At 70.8% G+C, this 23,525-nt stretch carries 21 protein-coding genes; all 21 read left to right on the top strand.

The genetic code is table 11. The features are described 5' to 3' along the window. The first annotated feature begins 44 nt into the window (after nucleotides 1-44). The 21 genes from carA (at nucleotide 45) to CX1_RS10760 (ending at nucleotide 23,468) form a co-directional block, all read left to right on the top strand. Complete coding sequence (gene carA / locus CX1_RS10860; RefSeq protein WP_060925679.1) at nucleotides 45-1,217, top strand: glutamine-hydrolyzing carbamoyl-phosphate synthase small subunit; 1,173 nt, start codon at nucleotides 45-47, stop codon at nucleotides 1,215-1,217. 3 nt (nucleotides 1,218-1,220) lie between these two features. Next, complete coding sequence (carB, locus tag CX1_RS10855) at nucleotides 1,221-4,562, top strand: carbamoyl-phosphate synthase large subunit (protein WP_046651389.1); 3,342 nt, start codon at nucleotides 1,221-1,223, stop codon at nucleotides 4,560-4,562. A gap of 7 nt (nucleotides 4,563-4,569) precedes the next feature. Beyond that, on the top strand, nucleotides 4,570-5,436 hold the full coding sequence (gene pyrF, locus CX1_RS10850; protein WP_046651388.1) for an orotidine-5'-phosphate decarboxylase: 867 nt from the start codon (nucleotides 4,570-4,572) through the stop codon (nucleotides 5,434-5,436). A 276-nt stretch (nucleotides 5,437-5,712) separates the two neighbouring features. Then, on the top strand, nucleotides 5,713-6,036 hold the full coding sequence (mihF, locus tag CX1_RS10845) for an integration host factor, actinobacterial type (RefSeq protein ID WP_046651387.1): 324 nt from the start codon (nucleotides 5,713-5,715) through the stop codon (nucleotides 6,034-6,036). 5 nt (nucleotides 6,037-6,041) lie between these two features. After that, nucleotides 6,042-6,611 carry a guanylate kinase gene (gmk, locus tag CX1_RS10840; protein ID WP_046651386.1) on the top strand — a complete coding sequence of 190 codons (570 nt, stop codon included), beginning with the start codon at nucleotides 6,042-6,044 and terminating at the stop codon, nucleotides 6,609-6,611. Between the two features lie 130 nt (nucleotides 6,612-6,741). Further along, nucleotides 6,742-7,023, top strand: coding sequence for a DNA-directed RNA polymerase subunit omega (gene rpoZ / locus CX1_RS10835; RefSeq protein ID WP_046651385.1), 282 nt, complete (start codon nucleotides 6,742-6,744; stop codon nucleotides 7,021-7,023). Between the two features lie 13 nt (nucleotides 7,024-7,036). Further along, nucleotides 7,037-8,287: a bifunctional phosphopantothenoylcysteine decarboxylase/phosphopantothenate--cysteine ligase CoaBC gene (coaBC, locus tag CX1_RS10830; RefSeq protein ID WP_046651384.1), complete on the top strand. Its 1,251-nt coding sequence runs from the start codon at nucleotides 7,037-7,039 to the stop codon at nucleotides 8,285-8,287. 160 nt (nucleotides 8,288-8,447) lie between these two features. After that, a complete protein-coding gene (gene metK, locus CX1_RS10825) occupies nucleotides 8,448-9,659 on the top strand; it encodes a methionine adenosyltransferase (RefSeq protein ID WP_046651383.1) in 1,212 nt (403 codons plus the stop codon). Between the two features lie 36 nt (nucleotides 9,660-9,695). Next, nucleotides 9,696-11,753: a primosomal protein N' gene (locus tag CX1_RS10820; protein WP_060925670.1), complete on the top strand. Its 2,058-nt coding sequence runs from the start codon at nucleotides 9,696-9,698 to the stop codon at nucleotides 11,751-11,753. An 88-nt stretch (nucleotides 11,754-11,841) separates the two neighbouring features. After that, the gene (def, locus tag CX1_RS10815) at nucleotides 11,842-12,345 is read left to right on the top strand and encodes a peptide deformylase (RefSeq protein ID WP_046650921.1); all 504 of its coding nucleotides are present in this window, start codon (nucleotides 11,842-11,844) and stop codon (nucleotides 12,343-12,345) included. 8 nt (nucleotides 12,346-12,353) lie between these two features. Further along, nucleotides 12,354-13,301: a methionyl-tRNA formyltransferase gene (gene fmt / locus CX1_RS10810; RefSeq protein ID WP_046650922.1), complete on the top strand. Its 948-nt coding sequence runs from the start codon at nucleotides 12,354-12,356 to the stop codon at nucleotides 13,299-13,301. Beyond that, nucleotides 13,302-14,789, top strand: coding sequence for an RsmB/NOP family class I SAM-dependent RNA methyltransferase (locus tag CX1_RS10805; RefSeq protein ID WP_046650923.1), 1,488 nt, complete (start codon nucleotides 13,302-13,304; stop codon nucleotides 14,787-14,789). 31 nt (nucleotides 14,790-14,820) lie between these two features. Continuing rightward, entirely contained in the window at nucleotides 14,821-15,507 is a 687-nt protein-coding gene (gene rpe, locus CX1_RS10800) for a ribulose-phosphate 3-epimerase (protein ID WP_046650925.1), read from the top strand. A 1-nt stretch (nucleotide 15,508) separates the two neighbouring features. After that, on the top strand, nucleotides 15,509-16,594 hold the full coding sequence (gene ribD, locus CX1_RS10795; protein WP_046650926.1) for a bifunctional diaminohydroxyphosphoribosylaminopyrimidine deaminase/5-amino-6-(5-phosphoribosylamino)uracil reductase RibD: 1,086 nt from the start codon (nucleotides 15,509-15,511) through the stop codon (nucleotides 16,592-16,594). 104 nt (nucleotides 16,595-16,698) lie between these two features. After that, nucleotides 16,699-17,298 (top strand): riboflavin synthase, encoded by a 600-nt coding sequence (locus CX1_RS10790; protein WP_046650928.1) that lies wholly within the window; start codon nucleotides 16,699-16,701, stop codon nucleotides 17,296-17,298. Nucleotides 17,299-17,308: 10 nt separating this feature from the next. Further along, nucleotides 17,309-18,568, top strand: a complete 1,260-nt coding sequence (locus CX1_RS10785; protein WP_371415588.1) for a bifunctional 3,4-dihydroxy-2-butanone-4-phosphate synthase/GTP cyclohydrolase II — start codon at nucleotides 17,309-17,311, stop codon at nucleotides 18,566-18,568. Beyond that, entirely contained in the window at nucleotides 18,565-19,038 is a 474-nt protein-coding gene (gene ribH / locus CX1_RS10780; RefSeq protein WP_046650930.1) for a 6,7-dimethyl-8-ribityllumazine synthase, read from the top strand. Before CX1_RS10785 ends, ribH begins: the two co-directional genes overlap by 4 nt. Continuing rightward, nucleotides 19,035-19,517, top strand: coding sequence for a PH domain-containing protein (locus tag CX1_RS10775; RefSeq protein WP_060925669.1), 483 nt, complete (start codon nucleotides 19,035-19,037; stop codon nucleotides 19,515-19,517). Before ribH ends, CX1_RS10775 begins: the two co-directional genes overlap by 4 nt. Continuing rightward, complete coding sequence (gene uvrC / locus CX1_RS10770) at nucleotides 19,517-21,550, top strand: excinuclease ABC subunit UvrC (RefSeq protein WP_060925668.1); 2,034 nt, start codon at nucleotides 19,517-19,519, stop codon at nucleotides 21,548-21,550. Before CX1_RS10775 ends, uvrC begins: the two co-directional genes overlap by 1 nt. Before the next feature lie 10 nt (nucleotides 21,551-21,560). After that, nucleotides 21,561-22,454: an RNase adapter RapZ gene (rapZ, locus tag CX1_RS10765; protein WP_046650932.1), complete on the top strand. Its 894-nt coding sequence runs from the start codon at nucleotides 21,561-21,563 to the stop codon at nucleotides 22,452-22,454. A 60-nt stretch (nucleotides 22,455-22,514) separates the two neighbouring features. Further along, complete coding sequence (locus CX1_RS10760) at nucleotides 22,515-23,468, top strand: gluconeogenesis factor YvcK family protein (protein WP_060925667.1); 954 nt, start codon at nucleotides 22,515-22,517, stop codon at nucleotides 23,466-23,468. The last annotated feature ends 57 nt before the right edge of the window (nucleotides 23,469-23,525 follow it).

Below are 23,525 nucleotides of genomic sequence, written 5' to 3'. Positions count from 1 at the left end.
ACAAGGACACCCTCCATGCGGAAGAAAACGAGAAAGGCAGCCACGTGAGCAACGCCCCCGCGGACAACAACACCCCCGCGGTCCTGGTACTCGCCGACGGCAAGGTCTTCCGGGGCCGAGGTTTCGGCGCCACCGGAACCACCCTCGGCGAAGCGGTTTTCACCACCGCCATGACCGGTTACCAGGAAACCCTGACCGACCCGTCCTACCACCGCCAGATCATCGTGGCGACGCCGCCGCAGATCGGCAACACGGGCTGGAACGACGAGGACTCCGAGTCCCACGACGGCCGCATCTGGGCCGCCGGCTACGTCATCCGCGACCTGTCGCGCGCGCCGTCGAACTGGCGCAGCGAGCGCACCCTGGTCGACGAGATGGTCGCGCAGGGCCTGATCGGCATCCGACAGGTCGACACCCGCGCCATCGTGCGCCACATCCGCGACCACGGCTCCATCGCCGCGGGCATCTTCTCCGGCGACGACGCCGCCAAGCCCGTCGACGAGCTCGTCGAGATCGTCCGCGCCCAGCCCTCCATGGCCGGCGCGGACCTGTCCACCGAGGTCACGGCGGGGGAGACCTACGTCATCGATCCGGAGGGCGAGGCGAAGGCGACCGTCGTCGCGTACGACCTCGGCATCAAGGCCAACACCCCGCGCGAGCTGGCCAAGCGCGGGGCACGCGTCGTCGTCGTGCCGGCGAACACCCCGTACCCGGAGATCAAGAAGACCCACGCCCCGGACGGCGTGTTCATCTCCAACGGCCCGGGCGACCCGGCCACCGCCGACGCCATGGTCCAGGTGGCCAAAAACGCGATGGACGACGGCATGCCGCTGTTCGGCATCTGCTTCGGCAACCAGATCCTCGGCCGCGCCCTGGGCCTGTCCACCTACAAGATGCGCTTCGGCCACCGCGGCATCAACGTGCCCGTGAAGGACCACGTCACCGGCACCATCTACATCACGGCGCAGAACCACGGCTTCGCCCTCGAGGGCGAGCCGGGCAAGAACTGGGACACCCCGTGGGGCCCCGCCAAGGTGACGCATACCTGCCTGAACGACGACACCGTCGAAGGCGTGGCGCTGGAGTCGGGCATGGCCTACTCCGTGCAGTACCACCCGGAGTCGGCGGCCGGCCCGCACGACGCCCACAACCTCTTCGACGACTTCATGGCGCTGATGGACCGCGCCGGCTCGACCAACCAGGAAGGCCAGAACTAGAACATGCCTCGCCGCAACGACATCAATCACGTCCTGGTCATCGGTTCCGGCCCGATCGTCATCGGGCAGGCCTGCGAGTTCGACTACTCGGGCACCCAGGCGTGCCGCGTCCTCCGCGAGGAGGGCCTGCGCGTCACCCTGATCAACTCCAACCCGGCGACGATCATGACGGACCCCGAGTTCGCCGACGCCACCTACATCGAGCCGATCCAGACCTCCTACATCGAGAAGGTCTTCGCCAAGGAGGCCGCCGAAGGCCACCCGATCGACGCCGTGCTGGCGACGCTCGGCGGCCAGACCGCGCTCAACGCGGCCATCGCGCTGGACCGCGAGGGCATCCTGGAGAAGTACGGCGCCGAGCTGATCGGCGCGGACATCCCCGCCATCCAGCGCGGCGAAGACCGCCAGAAGTTCAAGGACATCGTCGCCAAGATCGGCGGCGAATCCGCCCGCTCCGCCGTGTGCCACAACATGGACGAGGTTCATGCGACGGTCAAGGAGCTGGGTTTGCCCGTCGTCGTCCGCCCGTCGTTCACCATGGGTGGCCTGGGCTCCGGTCTGGCGTACAACGAGGAAGACCTCGAGCGCATCGCCGGCGGTGGTCTCGCCGCCTCGCCCGAGGCGAACGTCCTGATCGAGGAGTCCATCCTCGGCTGGAAGGAGTTCGAGCTGGAGCTGATGCGCGACGGCGACGACAACGTCGTGGTCATCTGCTCCATCGAGAACGTCGACGCCCTCGGCGTCCACACCGGCGACTCGGTCACCGTGGCCCCCGGCCTGACGCTGACCGACCGCGAGTACCAGATCATGCGCGACCAGGGCATCGCCATCCTGCGCGAGGTCGGCGTCGCCACCGGCGGCTGCAACATCCAGTTCGCCATCAACCCGCGCGACGGCCGCCTGATCACCATCGAGATGAACCCGCGCGTGTCGCGTTCGTCGGCGCTGGCGTCGAAGGCCACGGGCTTCCCGATCGCGAAGATCGCCGCGAAGCTGGCCATCGGCTACACGCTCGACGAGATCACCAACGACATCACGGGCGTGACCCCGGCCGCGTTCGAGCCGGTGCAGGACTACGTCATCGTCAAGGCCCCGCGCTTCGCCTTCGAGAAGTTCCCGGGCGCCGACGACACCCTGACCACGACCATGAAGTCCGTGGGCGAGGCCATGGCCATCGGCCGCAACTACATCGGCGCGCTGGGCAAGGTCATGCGTTCGCTGGAGTCGAAGCCGGCCGGTTTCTGGACGCAGTCCGACGAGTACATCGCCGGCGACCGCGCCACCGACGTCGACGCGGTGCTGGAGGACCTGAAGCGCCCGACCGAGGGCCGCATCTACGACGTGGAGCTGGCCCAGCGCCTCGGCGCCACCGTCGATCAGATCCACGAGGCCTCCGGCCTGGACCCGTGGTTCATCACCGAGATGGAGAACCTGCAGGACATCCGCACCGCGCTTCTCGACGCCCCCGTGGTCGACGAGGATCTGCTGCGCGAGGCCAAGTACTGGGGCCTGTCCGATGCCCAGATCGCCGCGCTGCGCCCCGAGCTCGCCGGTGAAGAGGGCGTGCGTTCGCTGCGCTGGCGCCTCGGCGTCCACCCGGTGTTCAAGACCGTGGACACCTGCGCCGCGGAGTTCGAGGCGAAGACCCCGTACCACTACTCGGCTTACGAGCTCGATCCGGCCGCCGAGTCCGAGGTCGCGCCGCAGACCGAGAAGGACAAGGTCATCATCCTGGGCTCCGGCCCGAACCGCATCGGCCAGGGCATCGAGTTCGACTACTCCTGCGTCCACGCCGCGCTGGAGCTCTCCCGCGTCGGCTACGAGACCGTGATGGTCAACTGCAACCCGGAGACCGTCTCCACGGACTACGACACCGCCGACCGCCTCTACTTCGAGCCGCTGACGTTCGAGGACGTCATGGAGGTCTACCACGCGGAGTCGCAGTCGGGCACCGTCGCGGGCGTGATCGTGCAGCTGGGCGGCCAGACGCCGCTGGGCCTGGCCGAGCGCCTCGAGGCCGCGGGCGTGCCCATCGTCGGCACCACCCCGGACGCCATCGACCTGGCCGAGGACCGCGGCGAGTTCGGCAAGGTCCTGGCCGCCGCCGGTCTGCCCGCGCCGAAGTTCGGCACCGCGACCTCCTTCGAGGAGGCCCGCGACGTCGCCGACTCCATCGGCTACCCGGTCCTGGTCCGCCCGTCCTACGTCCTGGGCGGCCGCGGCATGGAGATCGTGTACGACGAGGCGACCCTCGAGGACTACATCAACCGCGCCACGGAGCTGTCCAGCGAGCACCCGGTGCTGGTCGACCGATTCCTGGACAACGCCATCGAGATCGACGTCGACGCGCTGTGCGACGGCGACGAGGTCTACCTGGGAGGCGTCATGGAGCACATCGAGGAGGCCGGCATCCACTCCGGTGACTCGGCGTGCGCCCTGCCGCCGATGTCGCTGGGCCAGGGCATCATCGACTTGGTCCGCGAGTCCACGGCCAAGCTGGCGCACGGCATCGGCGTCAAGGGCCTGATGAACGTCCAGTACGCCCTGCGCGACGACACGCTGTACGTCATCGAGGCCAACCCGCGCGCCTCGCGCACCGTCCCGTTCGTGTCCAAGGCGACGTCGGTGCCCCTGGCGAAGGCCGCGTCGCGGATCATGATGGGCGCCACCATCGCCGAGCTGCGCGACGAGGGCATGCTGCCCCGCGACATCGACGGCGGTTCGCTGCCGGCCGACGCGCCGATCGCGGTCAAGGAGGCCGTGCTGCCGTTCAACCGCTTCCGCAGCCCGGACGGCCGCGAGCTCGACAGCCTGCTCAGCCCCGAGATGAAGTCGACGGGCGAGGTCATGGGCCTGGCCGGCGACTTCGGCGCCGCCTACGCCAAGTCCCAGGCCGGCGCCTACGGCGAGCTGCCGACCTCCGGCACGGTGTTCGTGTCGCTGGCCAACCGCGACAAGCGCACCCTGGTGTTCCCGATCCAGCGCCTGGCCGGCCTCGGCTTCCGCATTCTGGCCACCCACGGCACGGCGGGAATGCTGCGCCGCAACGGCATCGACTGCGAGGTCGTCAACAAGCTCACCGACGAGGGCCCGGAGGTCGACGGCGCGAAGACCATCGTCGACGTCATCCGCGGCGGCGAGGTAGATCTGATCATCAACACCCCGGTCGGTTCCGCCGAGGTCCGCTCGGACGGCTACGAGATCCGCGCCGCGGCCGTGGCCATGAACGTCCCGTGCGTCACCACCGTCCAGGGCGCCGTCGCGGCGGTCCAGGGCATCTCCGCGGTGCGCAACAACGAGATGGAGGTGCAGGCCCTCCAGGACCTGCACGTCCTCGGGCAGTAGGTGCGGCGTGGCTGAATCGCCGTCGAGCGGCGAGCGCGCGGGCTTCGGTTCGCGCCTCGTCGCGGCCACGGAGGCCCGGGGCCGGCTGTGCGCGGGCATCGATCCCCACCCGTCGCTGTTGCGTGATTGGGGCCTGGGCGTCGACGTCGCGGGCGTCGAAACGTTCACCCGGATCTGCGTCGAGGCCTTCGCGGGCACCGTCGCGCTGGTCAAGCCGCAGGTGGCGTTCTACGAGGCCTTCGGGTCGAAGGGTTTCGCCATTCTCGAACGGGCGCTGTCGGATCTGTCCGACGGTGGCGCGCTGACGTTGGCCGACGCCAAGCGCGGCGACATCGGTTCGACCATGGCGGCCTACGCCGACGCCTGGCTTTCCGACGGCTCGCCGTTGGCCGTGGACGCCGTGACCGTGTCTCCCTACCTGGGCTTCGGTTCGCTGGAACCGGCGCTGTCCCTGGCGGAGGAAACGGGGCGCGGGGTGTTCGTGCTGGCCGCGACCTCCAACCCGGAGGGGCGTTCGGTTCAGGGCGCCATGCTGGACCGCGACGGCCGCGCCGTGGAGTTGGCCCAGGACATCGTCGACCGTGCGGCGCAGCGCAATGCCCCGCACGTGGCCGCCGGTGAACCGTCCGGGCCGGTGGGCGTCGTCGTCGGTGCCACGCTGGAGCGGGCGCCGCGTCTGGACGATTTGGCGGGGCCGATCCTCATGCCGGGCGTCGGCGCCCAGGGCGCGGGGCCGGCGGACGTGGATCGCCTGGCCGGCGACTGCAGGAGGCTGGCGCTGCCCAACATCTCCCGCGGGATCCTGCGCCATGGGCCCGACGCCGATGCGCTGGCCGCCGCCGTGGCGCGCGCCGCGGGGGAGTACCCCGCATAGCGCCGTCGCCCACGGACGCGCGCAACCGCCGTTCCAACCCGGCCACCTGCTGTTAAAGGTGGTGCGGATTGGGGCGGCGGTTCCTGCATCCGGGCATTCCGGTGCTATGCTTGCCGGAGTTGATCGGCGCATCGCCCAGGTGGGCGACCGTGATGTCCTCCCGAAACGGCGGACACGCGCGGTGCATTGACACGGAAACGTGTTGGTGAGGTACGGTCACCTCCGGTCCGATCGACCGGACCATCCCACAATGTCTATCTTTTAACGGAGGAACCCGTGGCCCTTCCGCAGTTGACCCCTGAGCAGCGTGCAGCCGCCCTTGAGAAGGCCGCTCAGGCCCGCAAGGTCCGCGCCGAGCTGAAGGACAAGCTCAAGCGCGGCGCTACCGATCTGCCCGAGGTCCTGAAGCAGGCCGACGAGGACGAGATCATCGGCAAGATGAAGGTCTCCGCTCTTCTCGAGGCCCTGCCGAAGGTCGGCAAGGTCAAGGCCCAGGAGATCATGACCGATCTGGAGATCGCCCAGACCCGCCGCCTGCGCGGCCTCGGCGACCGCCAGCGTCGCGCCCTGCTGGAGCGCTTCGGCTTCTCCGCCGAGTAATCGCCATGCCCGGGGACTCCGTTTCTCGACTGGTGGTCCTTTCCGGTCCCGCCGGCGTAGGCAAGTCGACCGTGGTCGGCAGGCTGCGCGCCGAGGTGCCGGACCTGTATTTCAGCGTTTCCATGACCACCCGGGCCCCGCGCCCGGGCGAGGTCGACGGCGAGGATTATTTCTTCGTCGACCGCGAGGAGTTCGACCGGCGCATCGCCGCCGGCGACATGCTCGAGTGGGCCGACATCCATGGCGGCCTGCAGCGTTCGGGCACTCCCCGCCAGCCGGTCGAGGAGGCGCTCGCCGCCGGACGCCCGGTCCTGGTCGAGGTCGACCTCGCGGGCGCCCGCTCGATTCGGGCGGCGTCGCCGGAGGCGCACCTGCTCTTCCTCGCCCCGCCGAGCTGGGACATTCTGGTGGAGCGGTTGACCGGCCGCGGCACCGAATCGGAAGAGCACATCAAGCGCAGGCTGGAAACGGCCCGCACCGAGATGGATGCGATGGACGAGTTCGACCAGAAGGTCGTCAACGAGGACATCGATCAGGCAGTCGCGGAGATCACCGCGGCGCTGCTCGGAAAATGACCCTCCGGCGGTCGGAGCCGGGATGGTTCGCCATCCCGTCGCCGCCGCCGGTTTTTCCGCGCCGGGGACCGATTCCCATCGGTTCCCGCGGCGCGCACACTTTCACCTACAGCACAGGGAGATCGTCACAGTGACCCAGGACATCGCCGCCGCACCCGAAGCAGTCTTCGACCCGCCGGTCGGCATCACCAACCCGCCGATCGACGAGCTGCTGAAGACCGCCTCGTCCAAGTACGCGCTGGTCATCTTCGCCGCCAAGCGCGCGCGACAGATCAACGACTACTACCAGCAGATCGACGAGGGCATGCTCGAGTACGTGGGCCCCCTGGTCACGCCGGGCATCGCGGAGAAGCCGCTGTCCATCGCCCTGCGCGAGATCAACGCCGGCCTGCTCGAGCACACCGAGGGGTAGGCGAGGGGCCGGCATGGGGGATCAGCGCCTGAACGTCGTCGTCGGAGTGGCCGGGGGGATCGCCGCCTACAAGGCGTGCCATCTGGTGCGCGCCTTCACCGAGCGGGGCCATTCCGTCCGGGTCGTGCCGACGCCGTCGGCGCTCAACTTCGTCGGCGCCGCGACGTTCGAGGCGCTGTCCGGCAATCCGGTGTCGACGACCGTTTTCGACGCCGTCGATGAAGTGCGCCACGTCCGGGTCGGCCAGGAAGCCGACCTGGTCGTCATCGCACCGGCGACCGCCGATCTCCTGTCCCGTGCGGCGCATGGCCGCGCGGATGACCTCCTCACCGCGACGCTGCTCGTCGCCACCTGCCCGGTGGTCTTCGCCCCGGCGATGCACACCGAGATGTGGAACCACCCCGCGACGCGCGACAACGTGGCCACCTTGCGCCGCCATGGCGCCATCGTCCTGGACCCCGCGCACGGACGCCTCACCGGCGTCGACACGGGCCCCGGTCGTTTGCCGGAAGCCGAGCAGATCGCGAAGTTCGCACTTCTGGCCGTCGAAAAGCCCGATGCGTTCACCCGCGACCTCGAGGGCAAGCGCGTGGTCGTCACGGCCGGCGGCACCCGCGAGGCCATTGACCCGGTGCGATTCATCGGCAACCATTCCTCCGGGCGGCAGGGCTTCGCCCTCGCCGACGTCGCCGCCCAGCGCGGCGCGGACGTCACCCTGATCGCCGGTTCCGTCGACGCGCTGGACGTCCCGCCCGGCGTGACGGTGCGCTCCATCACCTCCGCGCGCGACCTGTCCGACGCGATGGCCGAGGAGGCCCCGGGCGCCGACGTGGTGATCATGGCCGCGGCCGTGGCGGACTTCCGCCCGTCGTCGCAGGCCGATTCGAAGCTGAAGAAGGGTGCCGCCGACGACGCGCTGTCGCGCATCGATCTGGTGGAGAACCCCGACATCCTCGCCGAAACCGTCCGGCGCCGCGCCGACGGCGAGCTCGGCGAGGACATGGTCATCGTCGGCTTCGCCGCGGAAACCGGCGACGAGTCGGCGACCCCGTTGGAGCACGCCACCGCGAAGCTCGCCCGCAAGGGCTGCGACCTGTTGATGTGCAACGACGTCTCCGGCGGCGCCACCTTCGGCGCGGAGGACAACGTCGGCTGGATCCTGGACGCCGACGGCCCCGTCGACGATGTGCCGCACGGGTCGAAGCACGCCGTCGCCGCGCAGATCCTCGACGCGGTGTCGCGGAGGGTCGCCGCCCGAGGCTGACGACGGGCCGTCGTCAAGCCCGTCAGGCAAAGGCCGACACCCGCCCCCGTATCCGGGACCCGTGCGACGCGAACTGAACCGCTTGGTCTATGATTCCTCGGGTACCCAGCAAACGAACCCCGGCGCGGCGCAATCGTCCGCGCGGTTAGGAAGGCTTTCCGTGGCTCACGACCTGCGCCTGTTCTCCAGCGAATCCGTCACCGAGGGACACCCGGACAAGATCTGCGATTCGATTTCCGATGCGATCCTCGACGCCATGCTCGAGGTCGACCCGGACAGCCGCGTGGCCGTGGAGACCGTGGTCACCACCGGCCTGGTGCACGTCGTCGGCGAAGTGTCCACCCGCGGTTACGTCGAGATCCCGCGCATCGTGCGCCGCCGCCTGATGGAGATCGGTTTCGATTCGTCGGAGAAGGGCTTCGACGGCACCACCTGCGGCGTGTCGGTGTCCATCGGCGAGCAGTCGCCGGAGATCGCCGACGGCGTCACCGAATCGCTGGAGTCCCGCAACTCGGGCGGCGACATCGAGGCCGACGACCGTGCCGGAGCCGGCGACCAGGGCCTGATGTTCGGCTACGCCGTGCGCGAGACCCCGGAGCTCATGCCGCTGCCGATCGCGCTGGCGCATCGGCTGGCCCGCCGGCTCACCGAGGTCCGCAAGGACGGCACCCTCGACTACCTGCGCCCGGACGGCAAGACCCAGGTGACCGTCGGCTACGACGAAAACGACATCCCGGTGGCGCTGGACACCGTGGTCATCTCCACCCAGCACAATCCGGGCGTGACCCACGAGCAGCTGGAGACCGATCTGCGCCGCGAGGTCATCGACCCCGTGCTGGCCGCCGAGGGCCTGCCGGACCTGGACGTCACGTCGCTGAAGCTGCTGATCAACCCGTCGGGCTCGTTCGTCGTCGGCGGCCCCATGGGCGACGCCGGCCTGACCGGCCGCAAGATCATCGTGGACACCTACGGCGGCATGGCCCGCCACGGCGGCGGCGCGTTCTCGGGCAAGGATCCGTCGAAGGTGGACCGTTCGGCGGCGTACGCCATGCGTTGGGTGGCCAAGAACGTCGTGGCCGCCGGCCTGGCCGAGCGCGTCGAGGTGCAGGTGGCCTACGCCATCGGCCGCGCCAACCCGGTGGGCCTGTACGTGGAGACGTTCGGCACGGGCACGGTCGACCGCAAGGTCATCGAGGACGCCATCCGCAAGGTCTTCGACCTGCGCCCGGCGGCGATCATCCGCGAGCTGGACCTGAAGCGCCCGATCTACGGGCCGACGTCGGCCTACGGCCACTTCGGCCGCACGGACGTCGATCTGCCGTGGGAGCGCGTCAACCGCACGGCGGATCTGCGCGCGGCGGCGGGCCTGTAGCGCTTTCGCGGCGGCCCGTCTCTAAGATTGGGTGCCATGACGCAGACCCGGGACACCATGGCCGATCGGCCGGTGGCCCGGGTCCTGCCGTTGCTGGGGTTGCCGCAGCTGGACCGGCCGTTCGACTATTCGGTGCCGGCCGCCATGGATGCCGCGGCGCAGCCGGGCACGCGGGTGCGCATCCGGTTTTCCGGCAAGCTGGTCAACGGCATCATCCTCGAGCGCGCGGCCGCCGCGGAGCACGAGGGCGCGCTGACCCCGCTCAAGGACGTCGTGTCGCCCGAGGTCGTGTATCCGCCGCAGTTGGCGGCGCTGGTCGATTCGCTGGCGGAGCTCTACGCGGGCGTGCGCTCGGACATCATCCGGTCGGCGGTTCCGTCGCGCCACGCCCGGGCCGAGAAGGCGCGGGGCGAGGGTCCGGGCCCGACGTGGGAGGAATTGGGGCGGCTCGAGCTTGACGACGCAGACCTCGCCGCATGGGACGCCTACGCCTTCGGGGGGTCGTTCACGTCCGCCGTGCGCTCCGGCGCGGCCGCCCGGGCTGCGTGGCATCCGGCTCCCGGCGAGGACGTGGCCATGCGATTGGCCGAGTTGGCGGTGGCCGTGGCCCGCGACGGCGGCGGCGTGCTCATGGTCGTTCCCGACCAGCGCGCCGTCGATGCGCTGGAGGCGGCGTTGCGGGAGCTGGTCAGCCCCCGCCAGATCACGGTGCTGGCCGCGGGCCTGGGGCCGGAGTCGAGGTACCGGCGCTACCTGGACATCCTCCACGGTTCCGGCCGCCTGGTCATCGGCACCCGGTCGGCGGCGTATGCGCCGGTGGCGAATCTGCGGTTGGCCGTGATCCTCGACGACGGCGACGACAACCTCGTCGATCCCCGCGCACCCTACGTCCACGCCCGCGACGTGCTGGTCACCCGATCGGCGCAGGAGGGCTGCGCCCTGATCCTGGCGTCGACGACGCGCACCGCCGAGGTGGAGCTGCTGGTCGAATCGGGCTGGGCCCATGGCCTGGTGCCGACGGTGGAGACCTTGGCCGCGCGCATGCCGGGCATCATCCCGTCGACGGACACCGAAGCGGATCCGGAGGACTTCTCCCGGGGCCGGTTGCCCGCGGCGGCGTACCGGACGGCCAGCACCGCTTTGCGCGAGGGCATGGCCGTCCTCGTCCAGGTTCCCCGCAAGGGCTACGTGCCCACGCTGTCCTGCGCCCGCTGCGGCACGCCCGCCCGGTGCCGCCACTGCAACGGGCCCCTGGAGATTCCCCACGGGCCGTCGCAAAGCAATGGCCCGGGCCACGCGAATGCGGGACACGAGGACGCCGCGCCGCCCACCTGCCGCTGGTGCGGGCGCATCGACGTGCGGCACCGCTGCCACGAATGCGGCGGGACGCGGATGCGGCCGGTGATCATCGGTTCGGAACGCACGGCCGAGGACCTGGGCCGGATGTTCCGGCCGCACCCGGTGATCTCGTCGTCGGGGGAGCGGATCCTCGACGAGGTGGCGCCGGGGGCGCGGATCGTCGTGGCCACGCCCGGCGCCGAACCGCGGGCGCCCGGCGGATACGGCGCGGCGCTGATCCTGGACACGTGGGCGACCATGAACCGGCAGGACCTGCGCGCGCAGGAAGAGGCGCTGGCCACATGGGCGCGCGCGGTGCATCTGGTGCGGCCCGAAGCGGACGGCGGCAACGTGGTCATCGACGCCGACGCCGCAGTGCCCGTGGTCGGGAACCTGGTCAACTGGGACGTCACCGGCGCCGCCGCCCGCGAGTTGGCGGACCGGGCCGCGGCCGGGCTGCCGCCGGCGACGCGCATGGCCGCCATCGACGGGACGGCCGAGGGCGTGGAGCGGTTCCTCGCCGACTTCGAGGCGCCCGAGGGCGCGGAGATCCTCGGCCCCGTCGACCTGCCCCCGGGCGGGCGGCCCCCGGCGGGCATCGAGCCGGGCACGCCGATCCGGCGGATTCTGGTGCGGGTGGAACGATCCCGGGCGCGCGAACTCGGCCGCGCATTGCGGGCCGCGCGCGGGGTGCGGGCCACCCGGCGGGATCCTGCGCCGGTGCGGGTCATCGTCGACCCGGCGCGGTTCGGCTGACGTCCCGGTCGGGTAGCATCGACCATCGATTCGACGGCGCGAACCCCGCCCGTCTTTCCCCATTTGCGCACAGGAGCTGATGCGAAGCATGTCCGTCCGAGAGATCCGCTTGTTCGGGGACCCCGTCCTGGTGTCCCGCGCCGACGAGGTCACCGCCTTCGACGCGAAGTTGGGCCACCTCGTCGACGACATGCTGGAGACCATGGACGCCGCCGGAGGCGTCGGCCTGGCGGCCAACCAGGTCGGCGTCCTGCAGCGCGTGTTCGTCTACGACTGCGACGATCGCCGCGGCGAATTGATCAACCCGCGTTGGGAGCCGGTGGGCGACGAGACCGAGGTCGACGACGAGGGCTGCCTGTCCATCCCCGGCATCAACGCCGCCACCGAGCGCTTCCTGCGGGTGCGCGCCACCGGCCAGGACCGCACCGGCACCCCGGTGACCCTCGAGGCCGAGGGCCTGCTCGCCCGCTGCATCCAGCACGAGACGGACCACCTCGACGGCGTGCTCTTCCTCAAGCGCCTCCAGCCGGAGTCCCGCAAGGCCGCGATGCGCGAGCTGCGTTCCGCCGACTGGTTCCTGGCCGGGAAGTAGGGGAGAGCATGCGCCTGATTTTCGCCGGCACCCCGGAGCCCGCCGTCCCCGCGCTGCGCGCGCTCATCGAGCACGAGGGCCATGAGGTCGTCGCGGTGCTCACCCGCCCCGACGCCCGCGTCGGCCGGGGCCGTTCGCTCAAGCCGTCACCGGTCAAGGCCGTCGCTTTGGAGCACGGCATCGAGGTCATCGACCCGGTTTCGCTTTCCGACGCCGACGCGCGAGCCCGATTGGCCGAATTGGCCCCCGACTGCATCCCCGTGGTGGCGTACGGCAACCTCGTGCCGAAGGATCTGCTGGACGTGCCGGCCCACGGCTGGGTCAACCTGCACTTTTCCCTTCTCCCGGCCTGGCGCGGCGCAGCGCCCGTGCAGGCGGCCATCGCCGCCGGCGACGAGATCACGGGTGCCTCGACCTTCCTCATCGAGGAGGGCCTCGACACCGGGCCGGTCTTCGGCACCGTGACCGAAGCCATCAAGCCCACCGACACCGCCGACGACCTGTTGGGCCGCCTGGCGCAGTCCGGCGCGGCGCTGCTGGCGGCGACGATGGACGGGCTCGAGGCCGGACGCCTGCGTCCGGAAGCCCAGTCGGCCGACGGCGTCAGCCACGCGCCGAAAATCGTCTCCGACGACGCGCGCGTGGACTGGTCCATGCCGGGCCACCTCATCGACCGCCGCATCCGGGCCCACACTCCGGCACCGGGCGCGTGGACGATGCTCGGCGATGACCGCCTCAAGCTCGGCCCCGTCACGCCGGTGGCCGGGGACGACGACGCACTCGACCAGGCGCCGCTGGAACCGGGCCGGATCCGCGTGGAGAAGAAGCGCGTCCTCGTCGGCGCGGGCGGGGGCACCGCCGTCGCATTGGGCGACGTGCAGCCGCCGGGCAAGCGCATGATGAACGCAGTGGACTGGGCGCGCGGCGCCCGGCCGGACGATGGGAAGTTGGTCTAGATGCCCGAGCAGAGCGGAAGCCGGTCCAAGAACACGAGGCGCCGCAACGCCTCCGGTCAGCGCCGCGGCCGGGGCGGCCAGGGTGGTCAAGGCGGTCAAGGGGCCGGGCGCAACCGCAGTTCGGACGGGCAGCGCCGCAAGGCCAGCGCCATCGACGCGCCCCGGCAGGTCGCCCTCGACGTCCTCGGTGCGGTGCGCGCCGACGGCGCCTACGCCAACCTCATGCTCCCGAAGGAGCTGCGCGCCCGGAAGTTGTCGGGCCGCGACGCCGCCTTCGCCACCGAGTTGACCTACGGCACCCTGCGCGCCGAGGGGCTGCTGGACGCCGTGCTCGCGGAGGCGTCCACGCGCCCGCTCGCCGACATCGACCCGGAGGTGCTCGACGTCCTGCGCCTGGGCGCCTACCAGCTGCTGCGCACCCGCGTCGGCGCCCATGCGGCGGTCGACACGTCCGTGCGGGCGGTCATCGGCGCGGGCAAGGTCGGGGCGAAGGGATTCGTCAACGCGATCCTGCGCACCGTGTCCGGGAAGGACGAGGCCGCGTGGGTGGCGGAGATCGCCCCGGACGCGTCCCGCGACCCCGTCGGCCACCTCGCCCTCAAGCACGGCCATCCGCGCTGGATCGCCGACGCCTTCGCCCAGGCGCTCGGCGCGCAGGCGGGGGAGTTGGCCGACGCGCTGGCCGCCGATGATGCTCGGCCGATCGTGCACCTGGTGGCCAAGCCCGGCGAAATGAGCGCCGAGGAACTCGCCCTGATCACCGGCGGCGAAGAAGGCCCGTGGTCGCCGTACTGCGTGCGCATCGAGTCCGGAGACCCGGGTGACTTGGGTCCGGTCAAGGAGCGCCTGGCCGCCGTGCAGGACGAGGGCTCGCAGTTGATCGCGCGCGCGGCGACCATGGCCCCGGTCGAGGGCAAGGACGGCGGCCGCTGGCTCGACCTGTGCGCCGGCCCCGGCGGCAAGGCGGCGTTCCTGGGCGGCATCGCCAAGATCGACGGCGCGACCGTCGACGCGGTGGAGCTCTCGGCCAAGCGCGCCGGTCTCGTGGAGAACTCGGTGCGGGGCCTGCCCGTGACGGTCCACGTCGCCGACGGCCGCGATCCGGGTTTGGAGGGCGGCTACGACCGCGTGCTCGTCGACGCACCGTGCTCCGGCCTCGGTTCGCTGCGCCGCCGCCCGGAGGCGCGCTGGCGCAAGACCACCGACGACCTGCCCGGCCTGACCACGCTCCAGGGCGAACTCCTGGAATCGGCGGCGAAGCTCGTGCGCCCCGGCGGCGTCATCGTCTACTCGACGTGCTCCCCGCACCTGCGCGAAACCCGCGGTGCCGTCGACAAGGCGGTCCGGCAGTTGGGACTGGAGGAACTCGACGCCAGGCCGCTGGTCGAGCCCATGGGCGACGTCGGCCCGGGCCCCTCGGTGCAGATGTGGCCCCACCGCCACGGCACCGACGCCATGTTCTTCGCGGTGCTGCGAAAGCCCGCGTAGCCGACGGCGGGGGCGCGGTAGGCTCGGGGGCATGAGCACCCCGATCATCGCGCCCTCGATCCTGTCCGCCGATTTCGCCCGCCTCGACCGGGAGATCGAGGCGGTGTCCGACGCCGACTGGATCCACGTCGACGTCATGGACGGCCACTTCGTGCCCAACCTCTCCTTCGGCGTGCCCGTGATGGCCGCGGTGGCGAAGGTGACGGACAAGCCGCTGGACGTTCACCTCATGATCGAGGAGCCGGAGAAGTGGGTAGACGGCTACGTCGAGGCCGGCGCCGCCGGCGTCACCTTCCACGTCGAGGCGTCCCCGGACCCGATCGCGCTGGCCCGCAAGCTCCGCGAGGCGGGGGTGAAGGCGGGCATCTCCGTCCGGCCGGGCACCCCGATCGAACCGTGGCTGGAGCACCTCAACGAATTAGACCTGGTGCTGGTCATGAGCGTCGAGCCCGGTTTCGGCGGCCAGTCGTTCATGCCGGAGCAGCTGGAGAAGGTCCGCGTCCTGCGCAACCAGATCGACCTGCGCGGGCTGGGCACGATCATCGAGATCGACGGCGGCATCGCTTCGGGGACCATCGCAGACGCCGCCGAGGCGGGTTGCGACGCCTTCGTCGCCGGTTCCGCCGTCTACGGCGCGGAGGTCCCCAACGACGCCGTCAACGAACTGCGCGCGCTGGCCGTCGAAGGCCAGTTGCGCGCCGAGGAAAGCCGAGGCTGACATGCCCATCTTCACCGACCTCGTCGCGGCCACGCCGCTGTCGCCCGATCAGGCGATGCGCACGGCCATCGCCGCCGCCGAGCGGGTGCGGGGCACCACCTCGCCCAATCCGCCGGTGGGCTGCGTGATCCTCGACGCGGCCGGGATCCCGGTGTCCGTGGCCGGCACGGACCCGGTCGGCGGGCCGCACGCCGAAGCGCAGGCGCTGGAGATGGCCGGCGAGCGGGCCAGGGGCGGCACCGCCGTGGTCACGCTCGAGCCCTGCCACCACCACGGACGCACGGGCCCCTGCACGGGCGCGCTCATCGACGCCGGGGTGTCGCAGGTCGTCTACGCCGTCGACGACCCCAACCCCGTGGCCGGCGGCGGGGCCGACTGGCTGGACGCCAGGGGAGTCGACGTGGTGCGCGGAACGTTGCGCGGCGAGGTCGCCGACGGCGTCTTGCGCCCGTGGCTGCATTGGCAGGCCACGCGCCGCCCGCACATCACGCTCAAGACCGCCGGCACCATCGACGGGTTGGCGGCGGCCACCGACGGATCCTCGCAGTGGATCACCGGCGAGACCGCTCGTGCCCGCGTCCACGTGGACCGCGCCCGACGCGACGCCATCATCGTGGGCACCGGCACCGTACTCGCCGACGACCCGCGTTTGACCGCGCGCAAGCCCGACGGCACGCTGCACGGCCACCAGCCGCTGCGCGTGGCGGTGGGGCGCAAGGAAATCCCGGACGATGCCGCGATCCGCGGCGGCTTCGCACCGGGAGAGTACGTCGGCGCGGCAGCGGCGGAGGCCGGCAAGTTCCGGCACATCCAGACCCGCGACATGAGCGTCGTGGTCGACGTGCTCGCCGACCTCGGGATCATCGACGTCCTCGTCGAGGGCGGGCCCCGGCTCGCCGGAGCATTCCTGTCCGCGGGCCTCGTCGACGCCGTGGAGTCCTACGTGGCGCCGGGGCTCCTGGGAGCGGGCACCGCGGTGGTGGACACCGCCTCCGCCACGACGGTCGACGACATCGTCCGCTTTCGCACGATCGGCGTCGAACTGCTCGGCGACGACGTGCTCATCAAATCCGTGCGCAAGGGCTGACGGCGTCCCCGCGGGCGTCGTCAAGCAAGGGCACGCGCCGAACGGGAAGGCACGGCCCAACGAGGCGGCACACAATTGCAGCACCAACGAAAGGAACCACCCCAGTGTTCACCGGAATCGTCGAGGAACTCGGCCGCGTGGCCGCCATCGAGGACCAGGGCGACGCCATTCGCCTCGGCATCGGCTGCGAGCTGGCCGTCAGCGACGCGAAACTCGGGGACTCCATCGCCGTCAACGGCGTGTGCCTGACGGTCGCGGAGTTCGACGACGAGGGTTTCACCGCCGACGTCATGCAGGAATCGCTCGACCGCACCAGCCTCGGCGGACTCGCCGTCGGTTCGCCCGTCAACCTCGAGCGCGCGGTGGCCGCCGGGGCCCGGTTGGGCGGCCACATCGTCCAGGGCCACGTCGACGGCACCGGCGCGATCGTGTCCCGCATGCCCGGCGAGCACTGGGAGGTCGTGCGCATCTCGCTTCCCGACGAGCTCGACCGCTACGTGGTGGAGAAGGGCTCCATCGCCGTCGACGGCACCTCGCTGACCGTCTCCGCGGTCGGGGGAGACGACGGTGCGCGCTGGTTCGAGGTCAGCTTGATCCCGACGACCCTGGCCGACACCGTCCTGGGCACGCTCGATGCCGGCGCCACCGTCAATCTGGAAGTCGACGTGGTGGCCAAGTACATCGAGAAATTGCTGCCCCGATAAGCTCATGGCCGTGATTGAACTCGACAGCGTGGAACGGGCCATCGCCGACATCGCCGCCGGCAAGGCCGTGGTGGTCGTCGACGACGAGGACCGGGAGAACGAAGGCGACATCATCTTCGCCGCGGAAATGGCGACGCCGGAACTGGTGGCGTTCACCGTCCGGTACTCGTCCGGGTACATCTGCGCACCGTTGACCGGCGCGGACTGCGACCGCCTGGGCCTGCCGCCCATGGTCGCCCGCAACCAGGACGTGCGCGGCACGGCGTACACCGTCACCGTGGACGCCGCGACCGGGTCGACCGGCATCTCCGCCGCCGACCGCGCGTACACCATCCAGCGGCTCGCGGCGGCGAACTCGACGTCCGAGGAGTTCACCCGCCCCGGCCACGTCGTGCCGCTGCGCGCGATGCAGGGCGGCGTGCTCACCCGCGCAGGCCACACCGAGGCCGCCGTGGATCTGGCCCGCCTGGCCGGGCTGCGGCCCGCCGGCGTGCTGTGCGAGGTCGTGTCCGAGGAGGACCCGACCGGCATGGCCCGCACCCCGGAGCTGCGCCGCTTCTGCGACGAGCACGGGCTGGCGCTGATCTCCATCGAGCAGCTCATCGAGTACCGCCGCCGCCACGAGCACCTGGTCGAGCGGGTCGTGGAGACCCGCATGCCCACCGATTTCGGCGAGTTCCGGGCCGTGGGCTACCGCAGCCTCGTCGACGGCGTCGAGCACGTCGCGCTCGTCGTGGGCGATCCCGCCTCCGACGACGGCTCCGACGTGCTGGTGCGCGTTCACTCCGAATGCCTCACCGGCGACGTCTTCGGCTCCCGGCGCTGCGACTGCGGCCAGCAGCTGCACAAGTCCATGGAGATCGTCCAGGCCGCCGGCCGGGGCGTGGTCCTGTACATGCGCGGGCACGAGGGCCGGGGCATCGGACTGATGCACAAGCTCGAGGCGTACCACCTGCAGGACGAAGGCGCCGACACCGTCGACGCCAACCTCGCCCTGGGCCTGCCCGCCGACGCCCGCGAGTACGGCACCGGCGCCCAGATCCTCCGCGACCTCGGGGTCCGCAGCATGGCGCTGCTGACCAACAACCCGACCAAGCGCGCCGGACTGGGCGGCTACGGGCTGGAAATGAGCCGCCGCGTGCCCGTGCCCGTGGACGTCAACGCCGACAACGTGCGCTACCTGACCACCAAGCAACAGCGCATGGGACATGACCTGCCGTGGCTCGACGACTACATTGGGGCCGAAGGCGACCAGGAGGAGAAGAAGTGAGCGGAGCCGGACTGCCCGACATCGAGATCCCGGATGCGGAGGGGATGAGCGTCGCGATCGTCACCGCGCACTGGAACGACGACATCACCGGCCAACTCCGCGACAACGCCGTGGCCGCCGCCACCGAGGCCGGCGCCATGGTCCGCGACTACACCGTCGTCGGCGCGCTGGAACTGCCCGTCGTGGTGCAGGCGCTCGCCGACGACCACGACGCCGTGGTCGCGCTGGGCTGCGTCATCCGCGGTGGCACGCCCCACTTCGATTACGTCTGCGATTCCGTGACGCAGGGCCTGACCCGCATCGCGCTGGACCAGCGGACCCCGATCGGCAACGGCGTGCTCACCTGCGACACCCACGAGCAGGCGGTCGCCCGTTCCGGCGCGCCCGGTTCGGTCGAGGACAAGGGCCGCGAGGCCACCATCGCGGCGCTGCACACCGCGGCGCTGCTGCGCACCCTGGGCGAGGAGTGAATCGCGCGAGCGAGAACAAGACGGCCGACCGCACGGACTCCCGCTGGGAGCTCGTGGTCACGTCCAAGACCATGAAGCTGTGGGCCTGGGGCTCCGCCGCCGTGGTGATGGCCGTTCACATTTTCATGGGGCTCGTCGTCGACGTCGGCGACACCGGTGCCCAGGTCACGTCCATCGACGTGCTCGCGTTCCCCGTGCTCGGGCTGATCATCTCCGCGGCGTGCCTGCTGATGCTGCGCCCCCGCGTCCGGGTCGATTCCCGCGGTGTCGAGGTGCGCAACTTCCTGGGTGCACGGTTCTATCCGTGGGACGTCGTCCACGGCCTGAGCTTCCCGGCCGACGCCCGCTGGGCGCGCCTGGAGCTGCCCGAATTCGAGTTCGTGCCCATGTGGGCGCTGCAGTCCCGCGACGGCGCCTCCGTGGTCGAGGCGGTCCGCCGCTTCCGCGAGCTCGAGGACCGCTACATGCCGGAAGACTGATGGCGGATCCCTCGACGTACCGCCCGGCCCCGGGGACCATCCCGGTCGAGCCGGGCGTTTACCGTTTCCTCGACGATGGCGGGCGCGTCCTCTACGTCGGCAAGGCGAAGAACCTGCGGGCCCGCCTGTCGAACTATTTCCAGGACGTCGCCAACCTGCACCCGCGCACGCGGCAGATGGTGCAGTCGGCGTCGAAGGTCATCTGGACCGTCGTGCGCACCGAGGTCGAGGCCCTCCAGCTGGAATACACCTGGATCAAGCGGTACGACCCGCGGTTCAACGTCATGTACCGCGACGACAAGAGCTACCCGATGCTGGCCGTCAGCGTCGGCGAGCTATACCCGCGCCTTTTCCTGTATCGGGGCCCGCGCCGCAAGGGCGTCCGCTACTTCGGCCCGTACTCCCACGCCTGGGCGATCCGCGAGACCCTGGACCTGCTCATCCGACTGTTCCCCGCGCGGACGTGCTCGAAGGGCGTGTTCAACCGTCACCAGCAGCTCGGCCGGCCCTGCCTGCTGGGGTACATCGACAAATGCGCGGCGCCCTGCGTGGGCCGCGTCTCGGCCGCCGAGCATCGTGAGATCGTCGACGGCTTCGTGTCCTTCATGGTCGGCAACACCGGTTCCCTGACCGCGCAGCTGCGCAGGGAAATGGGGGCGGCCGCCGATGATCTCGACTTCGAGAAGGCCGCCAAGATCCGCGACGACCTCGCCGCCGTGGAGAAAGTGATGGAGAAGCAGGCGGTGGTGCTCGGCGACGCCACCGACGCCGACTTCATCGCGTTCGCCTCAGACGAGCTCGAGGCCGCCGTCCAGATCTTCCACGTTCGCCAGGGCCGCATCCACGGCCAGCGGGGATGGGTCGTGGAGAAATCCGGCGATTCCGAAACCGGGCCGTTGCCGGAGGGCCAACCGGACCCCGCGCTGCCGAAACTGCTGTCGACGTTCCTCACCCAGTTCTACGGCGACGCCGCCGAACACGCGAAGGTCGACGGCGATTCGTCCTCCGGAGCCGCCGATGCGGTCCCGCGCCAGATCATCGTCGAAACCGAGCCGGACGACGCCGCGGAAGTCGCCGCATTCCTCCGGGGCATCCGCGGCGCCGGCGTCGAGATCCGCGTCCCGCAACGCGGCGACAAGAAGGCGCTGCTGGAAACCGTCCACCGCAATGCGGTCGAAGCGCTGGCCCAGCACAAGCTCAAGCGCAGCGGCGATCTGACGGCCCGCTCGCAGGCCCTGGAGGGCATCCGCGACGCCCTGTTCATGGACGAGGCGCCGCTGCGCATCGAGTGCACCGACATCTCGCACATCCAGGGCACCGATGTGGTGGCGTCGCTGGTCGTCTTCGAGGACGGCTTGCCCCGCAAGGTCGACTATCGCAGGTACCGCATCAAGGACGCCGCCGGCGACGGGCATTCCGACGACGTCGCGTCGATCGCGGAGGTCGTCCGCAGGCGTTTCCGCCGCCATGCCGAGGACAAGCTCGCCGTGCCCGAAGACGATGCCGTCATGTTCGAGGAAGAGGCCGCGGGGCCGACCGGGGAGGCGTCGTCAAGCGTCGTCGAGGAATCCGTGACCGGCCGCAAGTTCGCCTACCCGCCGCAACTGTTCATCGTCGACGGCGGCGCGCCGCAGGTCGCCGCCGCCCAGCAGGTGCTCGACGACCTCGGGGTCACCGACGTCACGCTCGTGGGCCTGGCCAAGCGGCTGGAGGAGATCTGGGTGCCCGGCGACGACGAACCCGTGATCCTGCCGCGCAACTCCGAGGCGATGTACCTGATGCAGCGCATCCGCGACGAAGCCCACCGATTCGCCATCGGCTACCACCGACAGCAGCGTTCCAAGCGGATGCGATCGTCCGCGCTCGACGGCGTCAAGGGCCTGGGGCCGCAGCGCCGATCCGAGCTGGTGAAGCACTTCGGATCCGTCGCCAAGCTGCGCGGAGCCACCGTCGACGAGATCCGCGAAGTGCCCGGATTCGGGCCCGCGCTGGCCGAATCCGTGCACGCGGCGCTGCACCGGGAAGGCACGTAGGCTGGGCCACATGACCAACGCCAACGCCGGAGCCGCGGAACCCGACACGTCACTGGTCCTGATCACGGGAATGTCCGGATCCGGCCGCAACACCGCCGCGGCCGTCCTCGAGGAAATGGGCTGGTACGTCGCCGACAACCTGCCGCCGGAGTTGATCATGCGCATGGTCGAGCTGTCCTTCGAGGCGGACTCGCCCGTGGAACGGCTGGCGATCGTCACCGACGTCCGGTCTCGAGCCTTCGCGGGCTCGCTCGGCGACGTCCTCGACCGGCTGCACGAATCCGGCCGCCGGCCCATGGTCATCTTTTTCGACGCCGACGACGACACGTTGATCGCACGCTACGACTCCGTCCGGCGCACCCACCCGCTGCAGGAATCCGGCACCCTGACGCAGGGCATCCAGCGCGAGCGGCGCATGCTCGCCGGGATAAAGGCGATGTCGGACCTGGTCCTCGACACCAGCAAGATGTCGGTGCACGATCTGCGGCGAGCGCTGGAAGTCCATTTCTCGGACCCGTCGTCGCGCGGCCAGCGCGTGACCATCCAGTCCTTCGGCTTCAAGCACGGCGCCCCGCGCGACGCCGATCTCCTCCTCGACGTCCGCTTCCTCCCGAACCCGTACTGGGTGCCGGGGCTGCGGTCCGGGCGCGGGACCGATCAGCCGGTGTCGGAATTCGTCCTCTCGCAGGACGACGCGCCCCGGTGGCTCGATACCGTCGAACAGCTGATCTCGGTGATCCTCCCGGGCTACCGGCGCGAAGGCAAGAACCACATGTCCATCGCCATCGGCTGCACCGGCGGCCACCACCGCAGCGTGGCCATGTCCGAGGCGCTCGGCCGCAGGCTCGGCGAATTCAACGGCATCGACGTCAACGTCATCCACCGCGACATCGAAAGGGACTGACCGGGCAGCCGCCACCGCCCGCCCCGGCCACCCCATTCGACACCAGAGGAGTCCCATCCCATGACCGCCATCACGAGCCTCGGCGGAGGCCACGGCCTGTTCGCCACGCTGCGCGCCGTCCGCCGGATCGCCGACGAGGTCACCGCCGTGGTCACCGTCGCCGACGACGGAGGGTCGTCCGGGCGCCTGCGCCGCGAGCTGGGCCGGATTCCCCCGGGCGACCTGCGCATGGCGCTGGCGGCCCTGTCCGCCGACGACGAGCGGGGCCGGCTGTGGGAGGACGTGCTCCAGCACCGCTTCGGCGGCACGGGCGCGCTGGCCGGCCACGCGGTGGGCAACCTGATCATCGCCGGGCTGACCAGCGTCCTCGACGACGAAGTCCGGGCGCTCGACGAGATCGGGTCGCTGCTGGGCATCTGCGGCCGGGTGCTGCCCATGTCCCCGCGCCCCCTGGACATCGAGGCGGAGGTGGTGGGGCTCGAGGACGACGCGCGCGTCGTGCGTCCCGTCCGCGGCCAGGTCGCGGTGGCGACGACGCCCGGGCAGGTTCGCCGCATCCGCCTCATCCCCGACAATCCGCCGGCCACGCCCGATGCGGTGGAAGCTATCATGTCCGCGGACATGGTCACGCTCGGCCCGGGTTCCTGGTTCACCTCGGTGCTGCCGCATCTGCAGGTGCCCGAACTGGTCGGGGCCCTGCGCGACACCTCGGCGCAGCGGGTGGTGGTGCTCAACCTGTCCTCCGAACCGGGGGAGACCGCCGGCTTTTCGTCGGAACGCCACGTGCACATGCTCACCCAGCACGCCCCGGACCTGACGCTGGACAAGATCCTCGTCGACGAATCGACCATCGGCGGAGCCTCGGAGCGCAGCTACCTGGAGCGGGCGGCGGCGACGCTGTCGGCGGAAGTGGTCTACGCCGACGTCCGCGAGATCGACGCCGAAGGCGGGTGGACAGAACGCCACGACCCGGTCAAGGTCGCCGCAGCGCTGGGGGAGTTGCTTCCCCGCTGAACGGGGCCGCTAAACTCCAGCCCCATGGCGAACCGATCGCCGATGTGAGGAGAGTGC

Origin of the sequence: Corynebacterium xerosis NBRC 16721 = ATCC 373 (assembly GCF_001552415.1) — a bacterium.
In the GTDB taxonomy this organism is placed as follows: Bacteria; Actinomycetota; Actinomycetes; order Mycobacteriales; family Mycobacteriaceae; genus Corynebacterium; species Corynebacterium xerosis.
Note: the sequence above shows the minus strand (reverse complement) of the source record. Positions and strands in the feature narration are given on the sequence as shown.

Coding starts and splice junctions, on each gene's coding strand:
- carB (WP_046651389.1), top strand. CDS start 1,221: ATGCCTCGCCGCAACGACATCAATCACGTCCTGGTCATCGGTTCCGGC.
- gmk (WP_046651386.1), top strand. CDS start 6,042: ATGCCCGGGGACTCCGTTTCTCGACTGGTGGTCCTTTCCGGTCCCGCC.
- coaBC (WP_046651384.1), top strand. CDS start 7,037: ATGGGGGATCAGCGCCTGAACGTCGTCGTCGGAGTGGCCGGGGGGATC.
- CX1_RS10820 (WP_060925670.1), top strand. CDS start 9,696: ATGACGCAGACCCGGGACACCATGGCCGATCGGCCGGTGGCCCGGGTC.
- def (WP_046650921.1), top strand. CDS start 11,842: ATGTCCGTCCGAGAGATCCGCTTGTTCGGGGACCCCGTCCTGGTGTCC.
- fmt (WP_046650922.1), top strand. CDS start 12,354: ATGCGCCTGATTTTCGCCGGCACCCCGGAGCCCGCCGTCCCCGCGCTG.
- CX1_RS10805 (WP_046650923.1), top strand. CDS start 13,302: ATGCCCGAGCAGAGCGGAAGCCGGTCCAAGAACACGAGGCGCCGCAAC.
- rpe (WP_046650925.1), top strand. CDS start 14,821: ATGAGCACCCCGATCATCGCGCCCTCGATCCTGTCCGCCGATTTCGCC.
- ribD (WP_046650926.1), top strand. CDS start 15,509: ATGCCCATCTTCACCGACCTCGTCGCGGCCACGCCGCTGTCGCCCGAT.
- uvrC (WP_060925668.1), top strand. CDS start 19,517: ATGGCGGATCCCTCGACGTACCGCCCGGCCCCGGGGACCATCCCGGTC.
- rapZ (WP_046650932.1), top strand. CDS start 21,561: ATGACCAACGCCAACGCCGGAGCCGCGGAACCCGACACGTCACTGGTC.
- CX1_RS10760 (WP_060925667.1), top strand. CDS start 22,515: ATGACCGCCATCACGAGCCTCGGCGGAGGCCACGGCCTGTTCGCCACG.